Below are 17,583 nucleotides of genomic sequence, written 5' to 3'. Positions count from 1 at the left end.
CGCATGTACGGCGCATCGAGCATGTCGGCGCGGATCGCCGCATACAGCGTGGCGAACAAACCTTTCTCACCCAGCCGCTTGCCTTTCACGTAACCCCGCGAGCTGTATTCATGCAGCGCCCAATGGGGCATGCCGCACACGCCGCGACCGCTGGCCACCAGTTGCATCATCATGACCGTCAGTTCCGAGGTGCGGACCTGGGCCGGTTCGATGTCGGCGGGTTCGAGGAAGCGGGTGAAGATGTCCAGCCGGTCCCGTTCCACCGGGTAGGTGATCAGGGTTTCCGGGAGCAGGTCTTCGGGGACGATGTAGGCTTTGCCGGCCAGTCGGTGCTGGTTGGCCACCGCCAGCATCGCTTCATAAGTGAACAGCGGTACATAGGTGATCCCGGCCAGATCCAGCGGGTCGGAGGTTACCACCAGGTCCAGGTCGCCACGGGCCAGGGCCGGCAGCGGGGCGAAGGAAAAACCCGAAGCCAGGTCCAGTTCGACTTCCGGCCAGGCGTCGCGGAACTGGTCGATGGTCGGCATCAGCCATTGGAAGCAACTGTGGCATTCGATGGCCATGTGCAGGCGCCCGGCGGTGCCACCGGCCAGGCGACTGATGTCACGCTCGGCAGCGCGTAGCAGCGGCAAGGTGGCGTCGGCCAATTGAAGCAGGCGCAAACCGGCGCTGGTGAAACGCACCGGTTTGGTCTTGCGCACGAACAACGGCATGCCCATTCGCTCTTCCAGCTCCTTGAACTGGTGAGACAGGGCCGACTGGGTCAGGTGCAGGCGATCAGCCGCATCCACCAGGCTGTCGGCTTCGCGCAAGGCGTGCAGGGTCTTGAGGTGACGGATTTCAAGCACCGGGGGGCTCCATGAGTAAAACTTGTCGATAAATCGAAAAGATTGAGTTTGTCTCATGTTGATGCCGCTGTCGACCCTAAGCACGGCAGAGCACATTGCGTGCTCCGCCGTTGTTACTTCACAGCGTGGAAAAGTGCTTGTTGCCCAGCGGTTTGCCGATGTCGCCGCGCCAGATCGCCTCGACCGTACCGCCACTGGCGGCCACGTCCTTCTGCCATTGCAGGCCCAGGTTGCGTTGTTCCGGCCGTTTCAGGTGGCCTTTGACGAAGTCTCTGAACTGAGGCTTGGCCGAGGTGTAGTGGAAGTGCGCGTACCACAGGGTTTGTGCAGGTTCGCTGCGCAGGTCGCGCACTTCGTATTCCTGCAGGAAATCCCGTCGTCCGTCGGCGCGTTTGCCCAGGTCGCGCAGGCCGCCTTCCTTGCGAATGTCCACCACTTGCTGTTCAAGCAGATAGTCCAGATAACCTTCGGTCGGGGTTTTGCTGCTCATGGTTTGATTGATGCGCAAGGTACGCCCCGTGCGCAACATTTCATCGGCCCGATTGCGCAATTGCAGCACGACGGCCTCGGCGGGGGACAATCGTTCGATGGCCCGGGCGCGCGTGGTCAACTCCGTGGCCTCGCTGCTCATCATGTGCTCAAGGTCGACCGGCAACATGTCTTGCCGAGCGTAGCCTTCGACTTTGCGGCTGTAGGCGCTTGCCGCCTCCAGCCTGTTCCTGGCTTCTGTCAGCAACGGGCCGACATCGGTCGGCAGTTCCGGCTGCACGGAGCCCGCTGGCTCGCTGAGGTGATATTTACCACTGGAACGCGGTAGCCAGGTTTCCGTGCGGCCACCGATTCTTTCGATGGTGAAGCGCTGTTGCCGCGTAGTGGTGTCGGTGCTGGCCACGCCGATCAGCAACTGGTTGTCCTCAGTTTCAAACAATTGCCGTCCGGGGCGTTCTTCCACTGGCGTGATGGAGGCGCGGTTCTTGAGGGCATCGCGAGCGAATGCTTCCATCTGATCGAGGTTATCCAGAAACACAGTGACTTGCTCCAAGTCCAGGTGTTGCGGATAACCCAGTGTCCAGGCGCCAAGCTGGCGACGGAATTGGGTGTAAATGGCCAGGCAGTCTTCGAGAACCCTGTTGCGCTGGCCGACGTCGGAGCTTACTTGCGGCAGTTCATATTGGGTCTGCAGGGTGCGCCCAACCTTCTCGCGGGACATTTTCAACTGCACATGAAAGTAGGTCCATGACAGGTCGTCGACAGCGTCGTAGTGGGTAATGGTTTCCAGCACTTGCGTCGCCTTCAGGTACCGGTAATTGGCATCGCTGTATGTCTTGTTCAGCTGTTCGACAGTCTTGGCCACCTTCTCTTTATGCCTGGGGCGGGTGATGCTGCGGTTCCATCGGTTGGCTTGCTCGACGGCCTGGTGTTGCTGGTCGAACTCCTTGATAAAGGTTTTTCGGACCTCCTTGCGCTCGGCCATCAGTTTCAAATGTGCAGCGGTATCGTTGATCGGCGTTGAATCCGAACGGTTGATCAACTGATCGATCCGGTCGAGACTTTCCATCAGTCGCTCCCGGGCCAGGCCGATCCTGCGGTCCAGGCGGTCGACAATAATCCAGGCGCAGCGGCTTTGAATGTCGTTGATCTGGGCGCGATTGCTGCCATGGCTCAACACGATCAGCTCTTCAAGGGTCAGGTACAAAGCCTGTGCGGTTTCGATATCGTTCAGGCAGGCAAGGTCGACAGCGGAGCGAAGTGCCGGGCGTTGCGCGGGTGCGAGATCGTAGTAGCCCTGCACCAGGCTGTTGTTCTTGCAGGTCTGGGCATCGAGGCGCCGGGTATAGGCATCGGCGGTGTTTTTCAAGGTCAATTGCCGGCGCAAGGCGCGGTCCGTCCACCAGCGTGGCAGCCGGTTGCGAATGGCGGCAGGCCAGATCGGGTCGAGCCCGTCGGCCATGTGTCCGAGTACGGCACCGCCGCCCACGCCACCCCCTTCGATCACTGTGCCGTACACCGCGTAGTGGGTGTTCCACTGGCCTGACTCATCGAGGGCGATTGGCTGTTTGTAGGTCCGGCTGCTGGTGCCGCTCAAGCGCCAGCGGGGTGGATTGCCTTCCAGTTCGATACGATAGATTCGCCCCTGTCTGAGCATGAAGTCGCCGTCGGCGTGTCGATACACGTTGCGATAAATACCTTCGCTGCCTGGGTGTAGACCCGCGAGGGAAATCGGTTTTTCATATTCATAACCCTTGAAGCGCTCCAGCGAACGCCGCGCCTGGTGTTGCGTCGATACCTGCAAGGCACGCGGACTTTTGCCCAGCGCCCGCCACTGACGACTGCGCGTGGCAACGCGGGCTGCAGCAGGGGTGGCAATGGTGCCGGGGAGAATGTCCATGGCCGCGTCGATCAGCGACAACAGCACCGCCTCCACCTCGGCCAGACCATGGCCGACATCACCGCGCAGGAAGGCCGCCACCGCCAGGTTGGCGCTGTTCCAGGCGTCGTACAGGGCGATGGTCGCACCGACGAAGGGCAGCATGCCCACGGCCATTTTCAGGTAGTTGAACATTGCGCCGGATTTCAAGGCGACCTGCTCCACGTACAACGCATCATTGGAGCGCGAAGTCGCCCGATGGGCTTCCAGCAAACGGCCCATGTGTACATTCAGCAGATGCGCTGCCAGGGACGTGCTGGCTGGCCAGGGCGTACCGACGCCGATCAGCCCGTCGAAGTTTTTCAATCGGGCCTGGTTGATCCGGCTGACGTGGTGGGCGACATCGCCCTTCAAGGCCCGGCCGGCCAGGTAGTTGACCATCGAGTTGCGCAGGCAATCGTTGAACAGGCGCATCCGTGCCTGTTCAAGGCTGTCGAACTGGCGCAGATAAACGCCGTCGGGGCTGTCGGGCAGATACAGCAGGGTCAGGCCGCTGATGTGCTCCACGATAAAGGTGACGCCGGACAACGTACTCGGTCCCTCGGCGTGGGTGTCCTTGCCGCCCACGGTCAGGTGCGCGGGCAGCAACTCGATGCGCTTGCCGTTGCTGGCAAAGGCTTCACGGCTGCTGGCGTCGATGGCGATTTCCAGTACTTGCCGGCCGTTGGCATCGATGTCCTTTGCCAACTCGGCGAATTCGCCTTGCAGGCGAAGCATCAGGCGCCACGGCTCAGTCAGACATTCGCGCCGATATTCATTGCTGAACGTCGATGCCGTCGAGGGGCCGAGAAAGGTCTCGCGGATCAGCGTTTCATATTTCCCGGCCAGATCCAGTTCGGTGACCAGCTTGCGCAACCAGGACGTAGTGATAGCGCTTTTCAGTTTCTGCTGTTGCGCGGTGTCGACCCCGCTGACCTCGACCCGCATGAACGACAGTCGCCACAGCATTTGCTGATCGATATTGTTCAGCGCCAGCTCACCCAGGGACAGCTTGCTGCGCTGCTCGCCGGCGACCAGAACATTTTGCTGAGGGGTGCCCGGAGCGGAGCCTTCAATGACTACTTTGCGCCAGCTGGTTGAATCCGGAACGTCGAGTAGCACCTGCGCCGCTTGAGTGAGCTCGAAGTCCTGGCGCAGCCGGGTGTCGACAGCCTTGAGGGCGAAGGCTTCCCGTGGCGGCAATTCGCGTTCGAACCACGCGTGGGAGCGCTGCATCGCGGCGATCCAGGATTTGAACAGCGTCTTGAGCCGGTCACGCTGCACGGTGGGCAGTTCGCGATGCCACGACGGCAATTGAGCGGCCAGCGCACTGCTCTGGTTTTGCTCGACGAAGCGTGCGTACGCCCAGTCCCGGGCGGCGGATTGGGGGACGGTCAGGCAGGCGAGGGTCTGTTCGCGCAGTTTTTCCAGTCCGGCCGCACGCTCGCTGGTACGAGGTGGAACAGGATTGGCGGCGATGATCCGGGCCGCTTGTTGTTCACAGCTGTGGAGCTGGGTTTGCAGGGCGTATTCAAACGGCGGACCGCTCAGCGGCAAAACGTGCAGTGCCAGGGCAGGCTCGTTGACCGGGCGTTTGAACAGCGACTGTTCCAGCAGCTGTCGAGAGGCAAACCGTTGCAGTCCACCGAAGCGTCCGGGCCAGTAGAGCAACAGGCTGTCGGTCGAATGCGCCAGCAATGCCGAGGATTTGGCAAACAGCAGAACACCGTCCAGTTCCTCGGTTTGCGTGCGGCGGGTGCCACCTTCGGTGTCGGTTGCCGACAGTTCCAGCCGCGCGACCACCAGGTCGGCCGCTCGGGGCTGATCGGGGGCGTCCAGCACACTGATGAGCCATTGATGCTCTTCACTGTTGATCTGATTCAGGCTCAATTGCAGTTCGGCTTCGGCGCGCAAACCGTCTTGGCGTGCCTGGTGCAGGGCGGCGTAATGCGGACCCGGCTGGTGGCGCAACTCCAGCCATTTTAGGCCATCGGTGGTGTCCAGTAGCGCTGTTGCGGCGGCGCTGCTGGCTTGCTCGGCGGCACTGAGGGCCTCGAGTTGCTGGTGCAGGCGTTGCAGACGCGGATCCTTGGCGTCCCCCGTAAAGTCATCGCCGAGCAGACTCTCCAGTGCTGTCCGCTGTTGTGCCAGCGCGCGGTGACGCACGCCCAGGGGAATATCGGGACTGAGCAGGCCGAACAGGGCAGCGTTGTCGTCTGTCTCCACTGGTGGCAGGTCGGGGGGCGCGGCCAGCACGGCAGCATTGCCGGGCCGGCTCGCGGGGGTGACGGACAAGCGGGACAACAGGGCTGAGGCGCCGGTGTGCAGCACCGCCTTGTCGAGGACGGTGTAACCGACACTGATCTTGTCCATCGACAGTCGGGGCTGATCGAACCGCTGTGGTTGATGCTCGGTCAACCAGCGCTCCAGTTCAATTCGGTTTTGAAATGTCATCCAGGCGGATGAGTGCGAAGGCAGATACAACAGCTGAGTGACTGGTTGATCGGTATCCCGGGTGATGACCAGTGCGCCCGACAGTGGGGCAGACACACCGTTGTCATCTTCGAGATTCAGCTGTTCGACGTATACGAGGTGCTGATCAGGCGTTGTTGTTTGCGCTGGCGGCTCGATAAGCGCCAGTAGCGTTTTGATCTGCACGGCATCGAGAATGCCTTGGGCAAACGCCCATTGGCTCGACACCTCGAAATGCCGGCGATACAAGCGGATGGCTTGTTCCCGACGCGAGCGATCGGTGCCAAGCGCACGTGCGCTCCACCAAGCGGTGTCGAGGTGGGCTTGCGAGCTTTGCGCCATGAGGGTGCGCCACTGGTCGCAGCATTCTTCCCAGCGTGCCGATGCGCTCAGGCTCAGGCCTTGGTCCAGGTTCGCGGGCAAAGGGAAGGTAAGGCCGAAATCGGCCGTAAGGGGGGTGGTTTCGTCAACCATGACGATGAGTCTCCAGAAGACCGGGCGGTGCCGGCGTTACGGGCATTAGAGGTCCATCGTCAGGGGGGGCAGGTGGTACATAGTTATCGCGGGGCTGATTTCGACGCCGAATGACCGCTCGGCACTCTTCATCAAACTGTCATGGAACTGTGGCAGCGCGCTTGAACAAACTTCATCAGACTCGCGCTCTACTGGGGTTCTGCGTTTTGGTGTTTTTTCATGGGTGCTTCATTCCTTTCACGAATCGTATTGTTGGCCGCGTTGTTGTTCGGCCTGCCGTCCCTGGCGGCTTCGCGTTGTGACGTCAATGTTCCGACCGAACGGGTGGATCTGGCCCAGGTAAGCCTGGCGTACCAGAGCATCGGCCGTGCGTCCGATCCGGCCTTGCTGTTGGTGATGGGCCTTGGCGGGCAATTGATTCACTGGCCGGACGAGGTGGTGGTCGCCCTGTGCCAGCAGGGGTTTCGGGTGATCCGCTATGACAATCGCGATGTCGGCCTGTCGACCTGGCGGCAAGCACCGGCCGAAGCCAACCTGACATTCGAGGTATTGCGCTACAAACTCGGATTACCGGTGTCGTCGCCGTATTCGCTGACCGATATGGCCGACGATGGCCTGGGACTGATGGACGCCTTGCACATCGATCGATTCCACGTGTTGGGCGCCAGCATGGGCGGGATGATCGCCCAGCACATGGCGGCCATGGCACCGCAGCGAATCGAGAGCCTGACCTTGATCATGACCACCTCCGGTGCCGAAGGCTTGCCGGCGCCGAGTGCGGCGCTGGTGCAATTACTCGCGCGACGTGGAGCACCGAACCGCGAAGTGGCACTGGAGCAACAGGCCGATCTGCTGGCCGCGCTGGGCAGCCCGATGGTCACCGATGATCGCCAGGCGTTGTTGCATCAGGCGGCACTGTCCTATGACCGGGCGTTCAATCCCGAGGGTGTGAAACGCCAGATCATGGCCATTCTCGCCGAGCCGAGCCGGGTGGCGCTGCTCAACCAGTTGCGGGTACCGGCGCTGGTGGTGCATGGCACGGCCGACCCGCTGCTGCCGGTGATGCACGGGGTGCACCTGGCGGCGCATCTGCGTGGTAGTCAGTTGATCCTGATTCCGGGCCTGGCCCATCGTTTCCAGGAGGCGTTCAAGGCGCCGTTGCTGGGGGCTGTGTTGCCGTATTTGCGCGAACACCGCGAGGACACTTCGCACTGGGCGCAGATCGAGCCTGTGGCCGATCACAATCTCCTGTAACCGCCAATCCAATGTGGGAACGGGCTTGCTCCGGGCGGCGATCCGACGAAAGCGGTGTGTCAGTCAACTCAAATGCCAACTGATACTCCCTCTTCGCGAGCAAGCCCGCTCCCACAGGAGAATGCATTTATCCGTGAAAGGGTAGCCAGACAGTCACCACGGCAGTGGCCGCCACCACGCCCTAGTGACTTAGCCCGTACTTTTTCACTTTGTCGAACAGCGTGGTCTTGGCCATGCCGAGTTCCTGGCTGGCCTGGGTCAGGTTGCCGCCGCTGCGTTGCAAGGCATCGCTGAGCAGGTTGCGCTCGAAGGCTTCCACCGCTTCGGCAAAGGCCAGGCCCTGATTGCCGCCGCCGGCACCGGCTTTCTTGAACGCCGGCAGGCCCAGGGCAAAGCGCTCGGCAACGTTGCGCAGTTCACGCACGTTACCCGGCCAGTCGTGGCTCATCAGGTTCGAAACAGTCTGGTTGTCCAGCTCCGGCACCGCGCGGTCGAAGCGCAGGGACGACTGCTGCAAAAAGTGTTCGAACAGTTGCAGGATGTCCTCGCGGCGCTCGCGTAGCGGTGGCAGTTCCAGGGTCACCACGTTGAGGCGGTAATACAGGTCGCTACGGAATTCGCCGGTCTTGCTCGACTCGACGAGGTCGGATTTGGTCGCCGCGATCACCCGGCAATCCACCGCTACGCTTTGGTTCGAACCGAGGCGTTCGAGGGTGCGTTCCTGCAACACCCGCAGCAACTTGATCTGCAAGGGCAGGGGCATGCTTTCCACTTCGTCGAGGAACAGCGTGCCGCCGTCGGCATGTTCGATCTTGCCGATCCGTCGTTTGCCCGCACCTGTAAAGGCGTTGGCTTCGTGGCCGAAAATTTCACTTTCGAAGAGGTTTTCCGGCAGGCCACCGCAGTTCAAGGCGACGAATTGCCTGGTGTGCCGCCGACTGAAATCATGCAGGCAACGCGCGACCAATTCCTTGCCGGTGCCGGTCTCGCCTTCGATCAGCACGTTGGCCGAGGTATCGGCGACGTTGGCGATCAGTTCCCGCAGGTTCTGCATGGCCGGCGAGCGCCCGATGATCCGCCCTTCGAGGGAGTCGCGTTCGGCCAGTTGCCGACGCAACGACGAGACTTCCCGCGCCAGGCTGCGTTGCTCCAGGGCGCGGCGGGCGACATCCACCAGGCGCTCAGGGGAAAACGGCTTTTCCATGAAGTCGTAGGCGCCTTTTTGCATGGCGCCGACGGCCATGGAGATGTCGCCGTGGCCGGTGATCAGCACCACCGGCAGGCTGCGGTCACGCTCCTTGAGTCGCGTCAGCAACTCCAGGCCATCGATGCCCGGTAGGCGGATGTCGCTGACGACGATGCCGGCGAAGTTGTCGCCGACCCGCTCCAGGGCTTCTTCGGCGCTGCCCACGCCAATGCAGGGAATGTCTTCCAGGGTCAGCGCCTGTTGGCAGCCGAGCAGCACATGGGGGTCGTCTTCGACGATCAATACACTAAGGTCGTTGTTCATATTGGCTCGGCGGGAGTGAGGCTTACCAACGGTAAACTGAGGACGAATGCGGTACCACCGCTGGCCGGGTGCTCGACACCCAGGTGACCGCCGGTGGCGGCGGCAAGGCTGGCGGAAAGGGTCAGGCCAAGGCCCAGGCCCTGTTCGCCGGGTTTGGTGGTGAAGAACGGCTCGAACAGGTGCTTGCGCGCTTCGGCGTCGATGCCGTGGCCGTTGTCACGTACGCGCAGGCGGTATTTGCCATCGAACGCTTCGCCTTCGAGCCACAGCTCGGGTTGCGGCTGCGCCTGCATGGCGTCCAGGGCGTTGCCGATCAGGTTGACCAGAATCTGCTCCAGGCGGGTCTGGTCGATCTGCACCTGCACATCGGTGAAATCACGGTGCAGTTGCAGGTGAATGTTTTCCACCCGGCCGCCGAGCAATTGCAAGGCCGCGTCCACCGCTTTGCCGAGGCAGGCCTGGCCCTTGTCGTCCCCGCGCCGGGCGAACGAGCGCAGGCTGGCGGTGATTCGGCCCATGCGGTCGATCAGTTCGTTGATGGTCCTGAGGTTGGTGCTGGCCACGTCGAGCTGGCCGCGTTCGAGGAAGCGCACGGTATTGCCGGACAAGGTGCGCAGCGCCGCCAGCGGCTGGTTCAGTTCGTGGGCGATGCTGGTGGACATCTGGCCGATGGCCGCGAGCTTTCCGGCCTGCACCAGTTCATCCTGGGCGCGGCGCAAGGTCTCTTCGGCGAGGCGGCGTTCACGGATCTGGCCCTTGAGCCGTTCGTTGCTGGCGCGCAGGTCGGTGGTGCGTTCGGTAATCCGACGCTCCAGCTGGTTGTTGGCTTCCTGCAAGGCTTCCCGGGCCGCCAGGCGGGTGGCGATCACCTTGCGCCGCTCGTTCCAGGCGATCAAAAGGAACGCCAGCAGGGCAAACGCCACCGCCACGAGGATCCCCTGGTTGATCGCTTCGCGGCGCAAATCCTGGAGTGGCGTGAGCAGGGTGAAATTCCACGGCGTATCGCTTAGAGGCCGGGTTTGCGCCAGGTAGCTGATGTTTTCATCGTCGGACACCAGCTCGCTGTTGGCCGGGAACGTGAGTTTTTCCACGCCTTCGGACAGGGTTTCCCGGGCCAGCGGCTGCAGTTCATTGAGCGGGAACCAGTAGTACTGCAGGCTGCGGGCGAGTTTTTCCTTGGTTTCTTCGCTCAGCGGCACCACCGATTTCAAGCGCCGCGCCGGATCGCTGGACAGAATGATGATGCCGTTTTCGTCGCTGACAAAGGCTTCCAGGCGCGCCCGTTGCCAGCGTTCTTCCATGGCTTCCAGGCGGACTTTGACCACGGCGACGCCGATGATCTTGCCGTGTTCTTCCAGGCCATGGGCCAGGTAGTACCCGGGTTCACCGTTGGTGCTGCCGATGCCGTAGAAGCGCCCCGGCTGACCGCGCACGGCGTTCTGGAAATAGGCGCGGAAGGACAGGTCTTCACCCAGGTAACTGTCGACATCGCGCCAGTTGCTGGTGGCCATGACGCGACCGGTGGTGTCCATCACGTAGATGGCCCGACTGCGGCTGCGCCGGTTCAGGCCTTCGAGGTAATCGTTGACCGTCTGCCGGTGTTCCGGGGTCGGGTCGGCCAGCAACTGCGAAACACTGGTTTCGAGCTCCAGCAGGCTGGGCAGGTAGGTGTATTTGCTGATTTCGCTTTCGACGGCGCGGGCGTGCAGTTCCAGCTGGCGCTGGCCGTTTTCGCTGAGGCTGCGGATGCCGTAGTGTTCACTGATCCAGAAGCCGATACAGCCCAGACCGATCATCATGGCGATGATCAGCGGCGGCAGGAACAAATGACGAACCAGACGGGGTTTCACGGCGAGTGATGGCGACGCTGCGCGATAAAGATTGGGGTCGCATTTCATCACAGATGCCTTGGGTCAACCACCACGCAAATCTCAAGATCACCACTGAACCAGTGTGGGAGCGGGCTTGCTCGCTAAAGCGGTGTGTCAGTCACATCTATGTTGGATGTGCCGCCGTCTTCGCGAGCAAGCCCGCTCCCACATTTGGGGAGCGGTGTTTTTCTTAGTGCTGCAGAATCTTGTTGAGGAAGTGCTGCGTACGCTCGGCACGGGCGTTGATGTCGCCGAAAAACTCCTCTTTCGGGCAGTCTTCGATGATTTTGCCTGCGTCCATGAAGATGACGCGGTCGGCCACTTTACGGGCGAAGCCCATTTCGTGGGTCACGCACATCATGGTCATGCCTTCGTGGGCCAGTTGCACCATCACGTCGAGCACTTCGTTGACCATTTCCGGGTCCAGCGCCGAGGTCGGTTCGTCGAACAGCATGACGATCGGGTCCATCGCCAGCGCGCGGGCAATCGCCACACGCTGTTGCTGACCACCGGACAGTTGGCCCGGATGCTTGTGGGCATGGGCCGAGAGACCGACGCGCTCGAGCAGTTGCAGGCCTTTCTTGGTGGCTTCTTCCTTGCTGCGGCCCAGCACCTTGATCTGCGCGATGGTCAGGTTTTCGGTGATGGTCAGGTGCGGGAACAGCTCGAAGTGCTGGAACACCATGCCCACGCGCGAACGCAGTTTCGGCAGGTTGGTCTTCGGGTCGGCGATGGAGGTGCCGTCGACCACGATGTCGCCTTTCTGGAACGGTTCCAGGGCGTTGACGCACTTGATCAGGGTCGATTTGCCGGAACCGGACGGCCCGCACACCACGATCACTTCGCCTTTTTTGACCTCGGTGCTGCAATCAGTCAGTACCTGGAAGTCCCCATACCACTTGTTGATGCTTTTGATAGAGATCATACGGCGAACCTTTTTTGCAGACGCTTGACCAGCTGCGAGGCGGCAAAGCTGATGATGAAGTACACGAGACCCGCGAAAATCAGGAACTCATTGGAGCGGCCAATGATGTCGCCACTGGCGCGCGAAGCATTGAGGAAGTCCACCAGGCCGACGGCGTAGACCAGCGAGGTGTCCTGAAACAGGATGATGCTCTGTTGCAGCAACAGCGGCGTCATCTTGCGGAACGCTTGCGGCAGGATGATCAGGCGCATCATCTGGCCGTAAGTCATGCCCAGTGCCTGGGCAGCGCCCATCTGGCCCTTGGGAATCGACTGTACGCCGGCGCGGACGATTTCGCAGAAGTACGCCGCTTCGAACATCATGAACGCCACGATGCACGAGGCGAACGCGCCGATCGGCGTGTCTTCGCCGGTGATCCAGCGCAGCACGAACGGTACCGCCAGGTAGAACCAGGTGATCACCAGCAGCAAGGGGATCGAGCGGAAATAGTTGACGTAGGCGCCGGCGATATTCGACAGCACCTTATTGTGGGACAGACGCATCAACGCCAGGATGGTGCCGAGGATGATGCCGCCGATCACGCCCATGGCCATCAGCTTGAGGGTCATGATCATGCCGTTCCACAGGCCCGGCAGGGACGGGATGATGCCCGAGAAATCGAATTCCATCATTTACCCCCTACGGAGATCAGGCCCGGTACGGCGACTTTCTTCTCGACCAGGCGCATCAGCAACATCAGGCTCATGTTCAGGGTGAAGTAGATCAGCGTTGCCAGGGTAAAGGCTTCGAACAGGTTGGCGGAGAACTCGGCGGTCTGTTTGGTCTGCGCGAGCAATTCCATCAAGCCGATCAGCGAGGCCACGGAGGTGTTCTTGAAGACGTTCAAAAATTCCGAGGTAAGCGGCGGGATGATGATCCGGTAGGCCTGGGGCAGCAGCACGTTCCAGTAGATCTGCGGCAGCTTGAATCCCATGGCGCGGGCGGCGGATTCCTGGCCTTTTGGCAGGGCCTGGATACCGGTGCGCACCTGTTCGCAAACCCGGGCGGTGGTGAACAGGCCCAGGCATACGACGACGCTGAGGAAGGCCGAGGTGGTCGGGTTCAGATCCTGCTTGTACCACTCTTGCAGGTCCGCCGGCAGCAGGTCGGGTACCAGGAAGTACCAGATGAACAGCTGAACCAGCAGCGGCACGTTACGGAAGAGCTCGACGTAGCAGGTGGCGATGCCCGATACGATGCGGTTCGGCACGGTACGCATGACGCCCAGGATCGAGCCCAGTGTCAGGGCGATGATCCAGGCCGCGATGGCGATGCCGATGGTCCAGGCCAGACCGGACAGGTACCAGTCGAAATAGGTCTCGCTGCCCACGCCGGTGGACTTGAAGAACACGCCCCAGTCCCAGTTGTAATTCATTAGGGTCTCCCCTCAGTTCAATCGATGTACAAGTGCCCGCTTGGGGGAAGCTCCGTTCCCGCCTGTCCTTGAGGGACAGGCACACGCTCCCGGCTCGACAGCCACCGGTTCGAGTGTTTCCAAAAAATGCCAGCAGGAAGTGACCACCTCCTGAAAGGGCCAGGGCCCTCTCAGGAGATAAGGTTAGTCAGAAATCAGGACTTCTTGTCGTCAGCCGCTTTATCAGTCGGTTTGGCGATCAGGGCCTTGAGTTCGTCGCTCATCGGGAAGTTCAGGTTCAGGCCTTTTGGCGGGATTGGTTGCATGAACCATTTATCGTAGATCTTGTTGATCTCGCCCGATGCGTAGGTGGCCTTGATGGCGTCATCCACAGCCTTTTTGAACGGCTCGTCGCCTTTGCGCACCATGCAACCGTAGATTTCGAAGGACTGTGGAGTGCCGGTCACGGCCCAGTCACTTGCCTTCTTGGCCTTGGCGGCTTCACCAGCCAGCAGGGCGTCGTCCATCATGAAGGCCACTGCGCGGCCGGTTTCCAGCATCTGGAAGGACTCGCCGTGGTCTTTTGCGGAGATGACGTTCATGCCCATCTGCTTGTCGGCGTTCATCGCCTTGAGGATGCGCTCGGACGTGGTGCCGGCGGTGGTCACGACGTTCTTGCCTTTCAGATCGTCGAAATCCTTGTACTTGGAGTCTGCCTTGGACAGCAGACGGGTACCGATTTCGAAGATGCCAACGGAGAAGTCAACTTGCTGCTGACGCTCGACGTTGTTGGTGGTGGAACCGCACTCCAGGTCCACGGTGCCGTTCTGCACCAGCGGGATGCGGGTCTGCGAAGTCACCAGGTTGTACTTGACCTGGAGGTTCGGCATGTCGAGGTCTTTTTTCAGCGCTTCGACGACCTTCAGCTGGATGTCGTGGGAGTAGCCGACCGGTTTGCCGGAAGCATCCGCGATGTAGGAGAACGGAATGGAAGCGTCGCGATGCCCGAGGGTGATGACGCCGGACTCTTTGATTTTCTTCAGGGTGCCGGTGAGTTCGGCGGCGAAAACTGGCGTGCTGATCAGAGCGGCAGCAATGGCTGCGCCCAGGATATGGGGAACGATGCGCATCAAATTTTCCTCGACTTTGTTTTTTTTATGGAGCCAGTTCATCGGCCCTTTTGTGCTGCAAAATACCTGAGCGCTACGATGAGCAGGCGCAAAGGACATTCGTCGAAGAAGTGTAGAGCATGACTCGTGCCAGACCAGTCTCAATTGATCAAGATATTGATTTACAAGGGAATTAAATATTTTTTGCGTTGAAATTTCAGTGAGATGATCCGGTTAACCGAACCGACCGGCAGGTCGCGTTCGGAAAACCGAATGGTGGCGGGGTGCTACCTGGTCATCAGGTGTACTTGCGCTTGTCCGGTGCTGGCGGGAAGTACTGGTACAACCAGGTTTCACTCAGGGTGCGCTCGTTGGTGCGGATGAACAGGCGCAGTTCGACAGGCTCGACGCTGTCATTGGTCGGGTACCAGTCAAACAGGATGCGGTAGCCCTTGATGTCGTCGAGCTTCAGGATGCTGAAATCCTTGACCTCGCCGTTCGAGCAGGTAACGACCGGTTCGATGCCCGTACCTTCGGGCAAGCGGTCCAGGCCACCACCGGTGAAGTCCACGGCAAAGCGCCGCGCCCACACTGGCGGATAGTGTTCGCCCGGCGCCCAGCCCTCGGTGAAGCCGCCCATCCCGGAGCGGGTCGCGTTGACCCGTGCCAATGGCGTTCCGACTGGCGGCAATGCGCTCCAGTACAGCTTGTAGCCGTAGTTCAACGAATCCCCCGCAGCCACCGGTTTCTTCGGCGTCCAGAAGGCGACGATGTTGTCCATGGTTTCGCCGGTCGTAGGAATTTCCAGCAGATCGACCGAGCCTTCGCCCCACGCGGTGGTCGGTTCGACCCACAGGCTCGGGCGACGGCTGTACCAGTCGACGGTGTCCTGATAACTGGCGAATTCGTGATCGGTCTGCACCAGGCCGAAGCCCTTCGGGTCGATATCGGCGAAGGCATTGAATTGCAGGGTCGCCGGGTTGTTCAGCGGGCGGCAGATCCACTCGCCGTTGCCGCGCCACATGGCCAGGCGGTCGGAGTCATGGATTTGCGGGTGAATGGTGTCGCACATGCGGCGCTCGTGGGTGCCGCAGCTGAACATGCTGGTCATCGGCGCAATGCCCAACTGGTCGATGGCGGTCCGTGCGTTGACGTGGGCGTCGATCTCCATCACCACGCGCTCGGCCTGGCAGTCGATATCGAAGCGGTAGGCACCGGTGGCGCTCGGCGAGTCGAGCAGGGCATAGACCACGAAACGGGTGCTGTCCTTGTCCGGCGTCTCGAACCAGAACCTGGTGAAGTCCGGGAATTCCTCACGTTTCTTGGCATAGGTATCGATGGCCAGCCCGCGGGCCGACAAGCCGTACTGGCCGGTAGCGTCTACCGCGCGGAAATAACTGGCACCGAGGAAGGACACGACGTCGTGCTTGTCCAGTTCCGGAGCCTTGAACAACTTGAAGCCGGAGAAACCCAGGTCGCCCTTGAGCTGTGCGGTGTCGACCGTGGTGTTTTCATAGTTGAACAGCGACGGGCGAAAATGCACCTCGCGGGCCATCCGGGTTTTCGGATCGACGCTGTACATGCGCACCGGCTGCTTGAACCCCATGCCGACGTGGAAGAACTGCACGTCCAGTTGGCCCTTGAGCTCTTTCCACAACGAATGATTGCCGTCGTAGCGGATCGCATTGAAGTTCTGCGGCGTCATGGTCGCCAGGGTCGGCGGCAACTGCTGCTTGGTGTCCTGGTAGCGATTGCTGGCGAGCTGTTTGGCCTGGAGCTTCAGCGCCTCGAAATCGAACGCGGTGGCCTCGCCATCAGCGGTGCCGCCGCCGGCGGCCCAGGCTTGGGCGGCCAACAGTCCCGTGGCGGACAAACCGGTGTAGGCCGCGATGGCCATGGAGGCTTTGAGCAAGTTCCTGCGGTGCATAAATACAACCTGTCGTGAACAATCCCGCGCCGTTCCTGGCACGTGCTGGATCAGAAATATCGGTTCGGACATGCCTTCGGCCAAACACAACGGACTTTTACACAGATGCCCGACAGCTTAAACCGTTCGATTGAAGAGCAAAATTGATTGATGGCACTGCGCTGGCTCGGCAATGAAACAAGACATGTCGGGAAACAATTCCGACAGGGGCTTCTGATTTAAAGGGCATTTCTGCTTTTTTCGACTAATTACTCTAAAAACAGCTTTTCAGCGTCCGGAATATTTCTATTCTGTGCACATGACCGGTTTATGCCCGAAAGACCGGTGCGGTTCAGTCGGCACGATGCGGCTGCTGAAAAGGGAGAGGGCGATGCGGTTTTTTGCAGTTTTCTTTGACGTTTAGAAGGACATCGTCCATGTCGAAAGTACAAGGCATCACCGAAATGTTGGGAATCTTTCCGTGTCTGGCCCTGGGGCGACGAAGACGCCGGCTCAATAGCGAGGAAATGAAACTGGTGGAACGCTATCGGGAACTGTCGGAGAGCGACAGGATCGCGATGAGGTATCTGGTGGATGCGATGAGGAGTGTTTCGCGGTTTTAACTAGCCAATCAAAGGGGCCGGCTGAAGTCGGCCCCTTTGATCATTCACTCAATGTGTTCTTTAGCAGCAAGTGTCAACAACCGGGAACGGTCGCTGTACCTGCATCAAATCAGGCATGTCTCGCCACTTGATCCAGGCGTGATGTTGGTAATGCAGCAAGGGCACCGAAACTCCGGCCCAGTTCAAGGAACTCAGGCTTGGCAGGTTTTCCACAGGCTCTGATTTCGCATCACGCAGCGAGGGAATGACTTCGTTGCTCAACCACTGGCGCAGGTTGCGGTTTTCCGGGACGAAGTGGTGAACCAGCAAGGCGTACATGCCTGATTCGCTGACCATCAGGGTTTCGATCGTTTTACCGTCCTTGCGCAGCCAGACGGTGCGACGTTGGTCGGGATCGAGTTTCAGGGTCAGGCGATCATTGAGTGGTTTGCCCATCATGCGACCCAGATCCTGGGCGCAGAACCAGGCTTGGTTGCCTTGCATGAAGGCGTGGAGGAAGCGGTTGTGGCGGGTGAAGACGGAGGGATCGAAATAGGGAAGAGGCGAGCTTTGAGGATGCATTGGCATGGCGTGATTTCCGTTTTGGCTTGGAAAGTCGCCACCAACCCTTCGACAGGTTGGGTGGCGGACCGAGTGACGTTCGAAGCCGGGACACTTCCAATCAAAACGGAAGCCGGAAGCCCCGCGCCACACGGCCCGCCATAAAGCAGAACTGAAGGCATAAAACAGCCACAGTTCTATGGGGGCACACGAGCACCGTTTTGACTTGTTCCGGCTTCGACTCCGGG

General features: G+C 60.6%; 12 protein-coding genes. 2 read left to right on the top strand and 10 right to left on the bottom strand.

Going from position 1 to position 17,583, the window contains the following annotated elements; translation table 11 throughout:
• Positions 1–851, bottom strand: an 851-nt coding sequence (metR, locus tag AC07W4_RS00565) for a transcriptional regulator MetR (RefSeq protein ID WP_495031130.1), incomplete at its 3' end; no start/stop codon positions are given.
• Positions 852–969: 118 nt separating this feature from the next.
• Positions 970–6,204: a dermonecrotic toxin domain-containing protein gene (locus AC07W4_RS00560; RefSeq protein ID WP_495031129.1), complete on the bottom strand. Its 5,235-nt coding sequence runs from the start codon at positions 6,202–6,204 to the stop codon at positions 970–972.
• Positions 6,205–6,423: 219 nt separating this feature from the next.
• Between AC07W4_RS00560 and AC07W4_RS00555 the strand changes: the two genes are divergently transcribed.
• Positions 6,424–7,458, top strand: coding sequence for an alpha/beta fold hydrolase (locus AC07W4_RS00555; protein ID WP_495031128.1), 1,035 nt, complete (start codon positions 6,424–6,426; stop codon positions 7,456–7,458).
• Between the two features lie 181 nt (positions 7,459–7,639).
• Here AC07W4_RS00555 and aauR read toward each other — a convergent pair whose 3' ends face one another.
• The 7 genes from aauR to AC07W4_RS00520 form a co-directional block, all read right to left on the bottom strand.
• Entirely contained in the window at positions 7,640–8,968 is a 1,329-nt protein-coding gene (aauR, locus tag AC07W4_RS00550; RefSeq protein ID WP_495031127.1) for a two-component response regulator AauR, read from the bottom strand.
• Positions 8,965–10,866 carry a two-component sensor histidine kinase AauS gene (aauS, locus tag AC07W4_RS00545; protein ID WP_495031126.1) on the bottom strand — a complete coding sequence of 634 codons (1,902 nt, stop codon included), beginning with the start codon at positions 10,864–10,866 and terminating at the stop codon, positions 8,965–8,967. The genes aauR and aauS overlap by 4 nt, the downstream gene beginning before the upstream one ends.
• A gap of 163 nt (positions 10,867–11,029) precedes the next feature.
• Complete coding sequence (locus AC07W4_RS00540) at positions 11,030–11,764, bottom strand: amino acid ABC transporter ATP-binding protein (RefSeq protein WP_008021036.1); 735 nt, start codon at positions 11,762–11,764, stop codon at positions 11,030–11,032.
• Positions 11,761–12,432 (bottom strand): amino acid ABC transporter permease, encoded by a 672-nt coding sequence (locus AC07W4_RS00535; protein WP_495031293.1) that lies wholly within the window; start codon positions 12,430–12,432, stop codon positions 11,761–11,763. The genes AC07W4_RS00540 and AC07W4_RS00535 overlap by 4 nt, the downstream gene beginning before the upstream one ends.
• Positions 12,432–13,178, bottom strand: coding sequence for an amino acid ABC transporter permease (locus AC07W4_RS00530; protein WP_008021032.1), 747 nt, complete (start codon positions 13,176–13,178; stop codon positions 12,432–12,434). Before AC07W4_RS00530 ends, AC07W4_RS00535 begins: the two co-directional genes overlap by 1 nt.
• A 194-nt stretch (positions 13,179–13,372) precedes the next feature.
• The gene (locus AC07W4_RS00525; RefSeq protein WP_008052706.1) at positions 13,373–14,287 is read right to left on the bottom strand and encodes a glutamate/aspartate ABC transporter substrate-binding protein; all 915 of its coding nucleotides are present in this window, start codon (positions 14,285–14,287) and stop codon (positions 13,373–13,375) included.
• Between the two features lie 277 nt (positions 14,288–14,564).
• Positions 14,565–16,193 (bottom strand): glucan biosynthesis protein D, encoded by a 1,629-nt coding sequence (locus AC07W4_RS00520; RefSeq protein WP_495031125.1) that lies wholly within the window; start codon positions 16,191–16,193, stop codon positions 14,565–14,567.
• 416 nt (positions 16,194–16,609) lie between these two features.
• On the opposite strand from AC07W4_RS00520, the gene AC07W4_RS00515 reads away from it, so the two are divergent.
• A complete protein-coding gene (locus tag AC07W4_RS00515) occupies positions 16,610–16,795 on the top strand; it encodes a hypothetical protein (protein WP_046041279.1) in 186 nt (61 codons plus the stop codon).
• Positions 16,796–16,855: 60 nt separating this feature from the next.
• Here AC07W4_RS00515 and AC07W4_RS00510 read toward each other — a convergent pair whose 3' ends face one another.
• A complete protein-coding gene (locus AC07W4_RS00510; RefSeq protein ID WP_495031124.1) occupies positions 16,856–17,362 on the bottom strand; it encodes a BRO-N domain-containing protein in 507 nt (168 codons plus the stop codon).
• Positions 17,363–17,583: the final 221 nt, after the last annotated feature.

It is taken from the genome of Pseudomonas sp. GW821-FHT02A08, assembly GCF_059422045.1.
The sequence above is the reverse complement of the archived record's forward strand: the minus strand, read 5'-3'. Positions and strand labels throughout refer to the sequence as shown.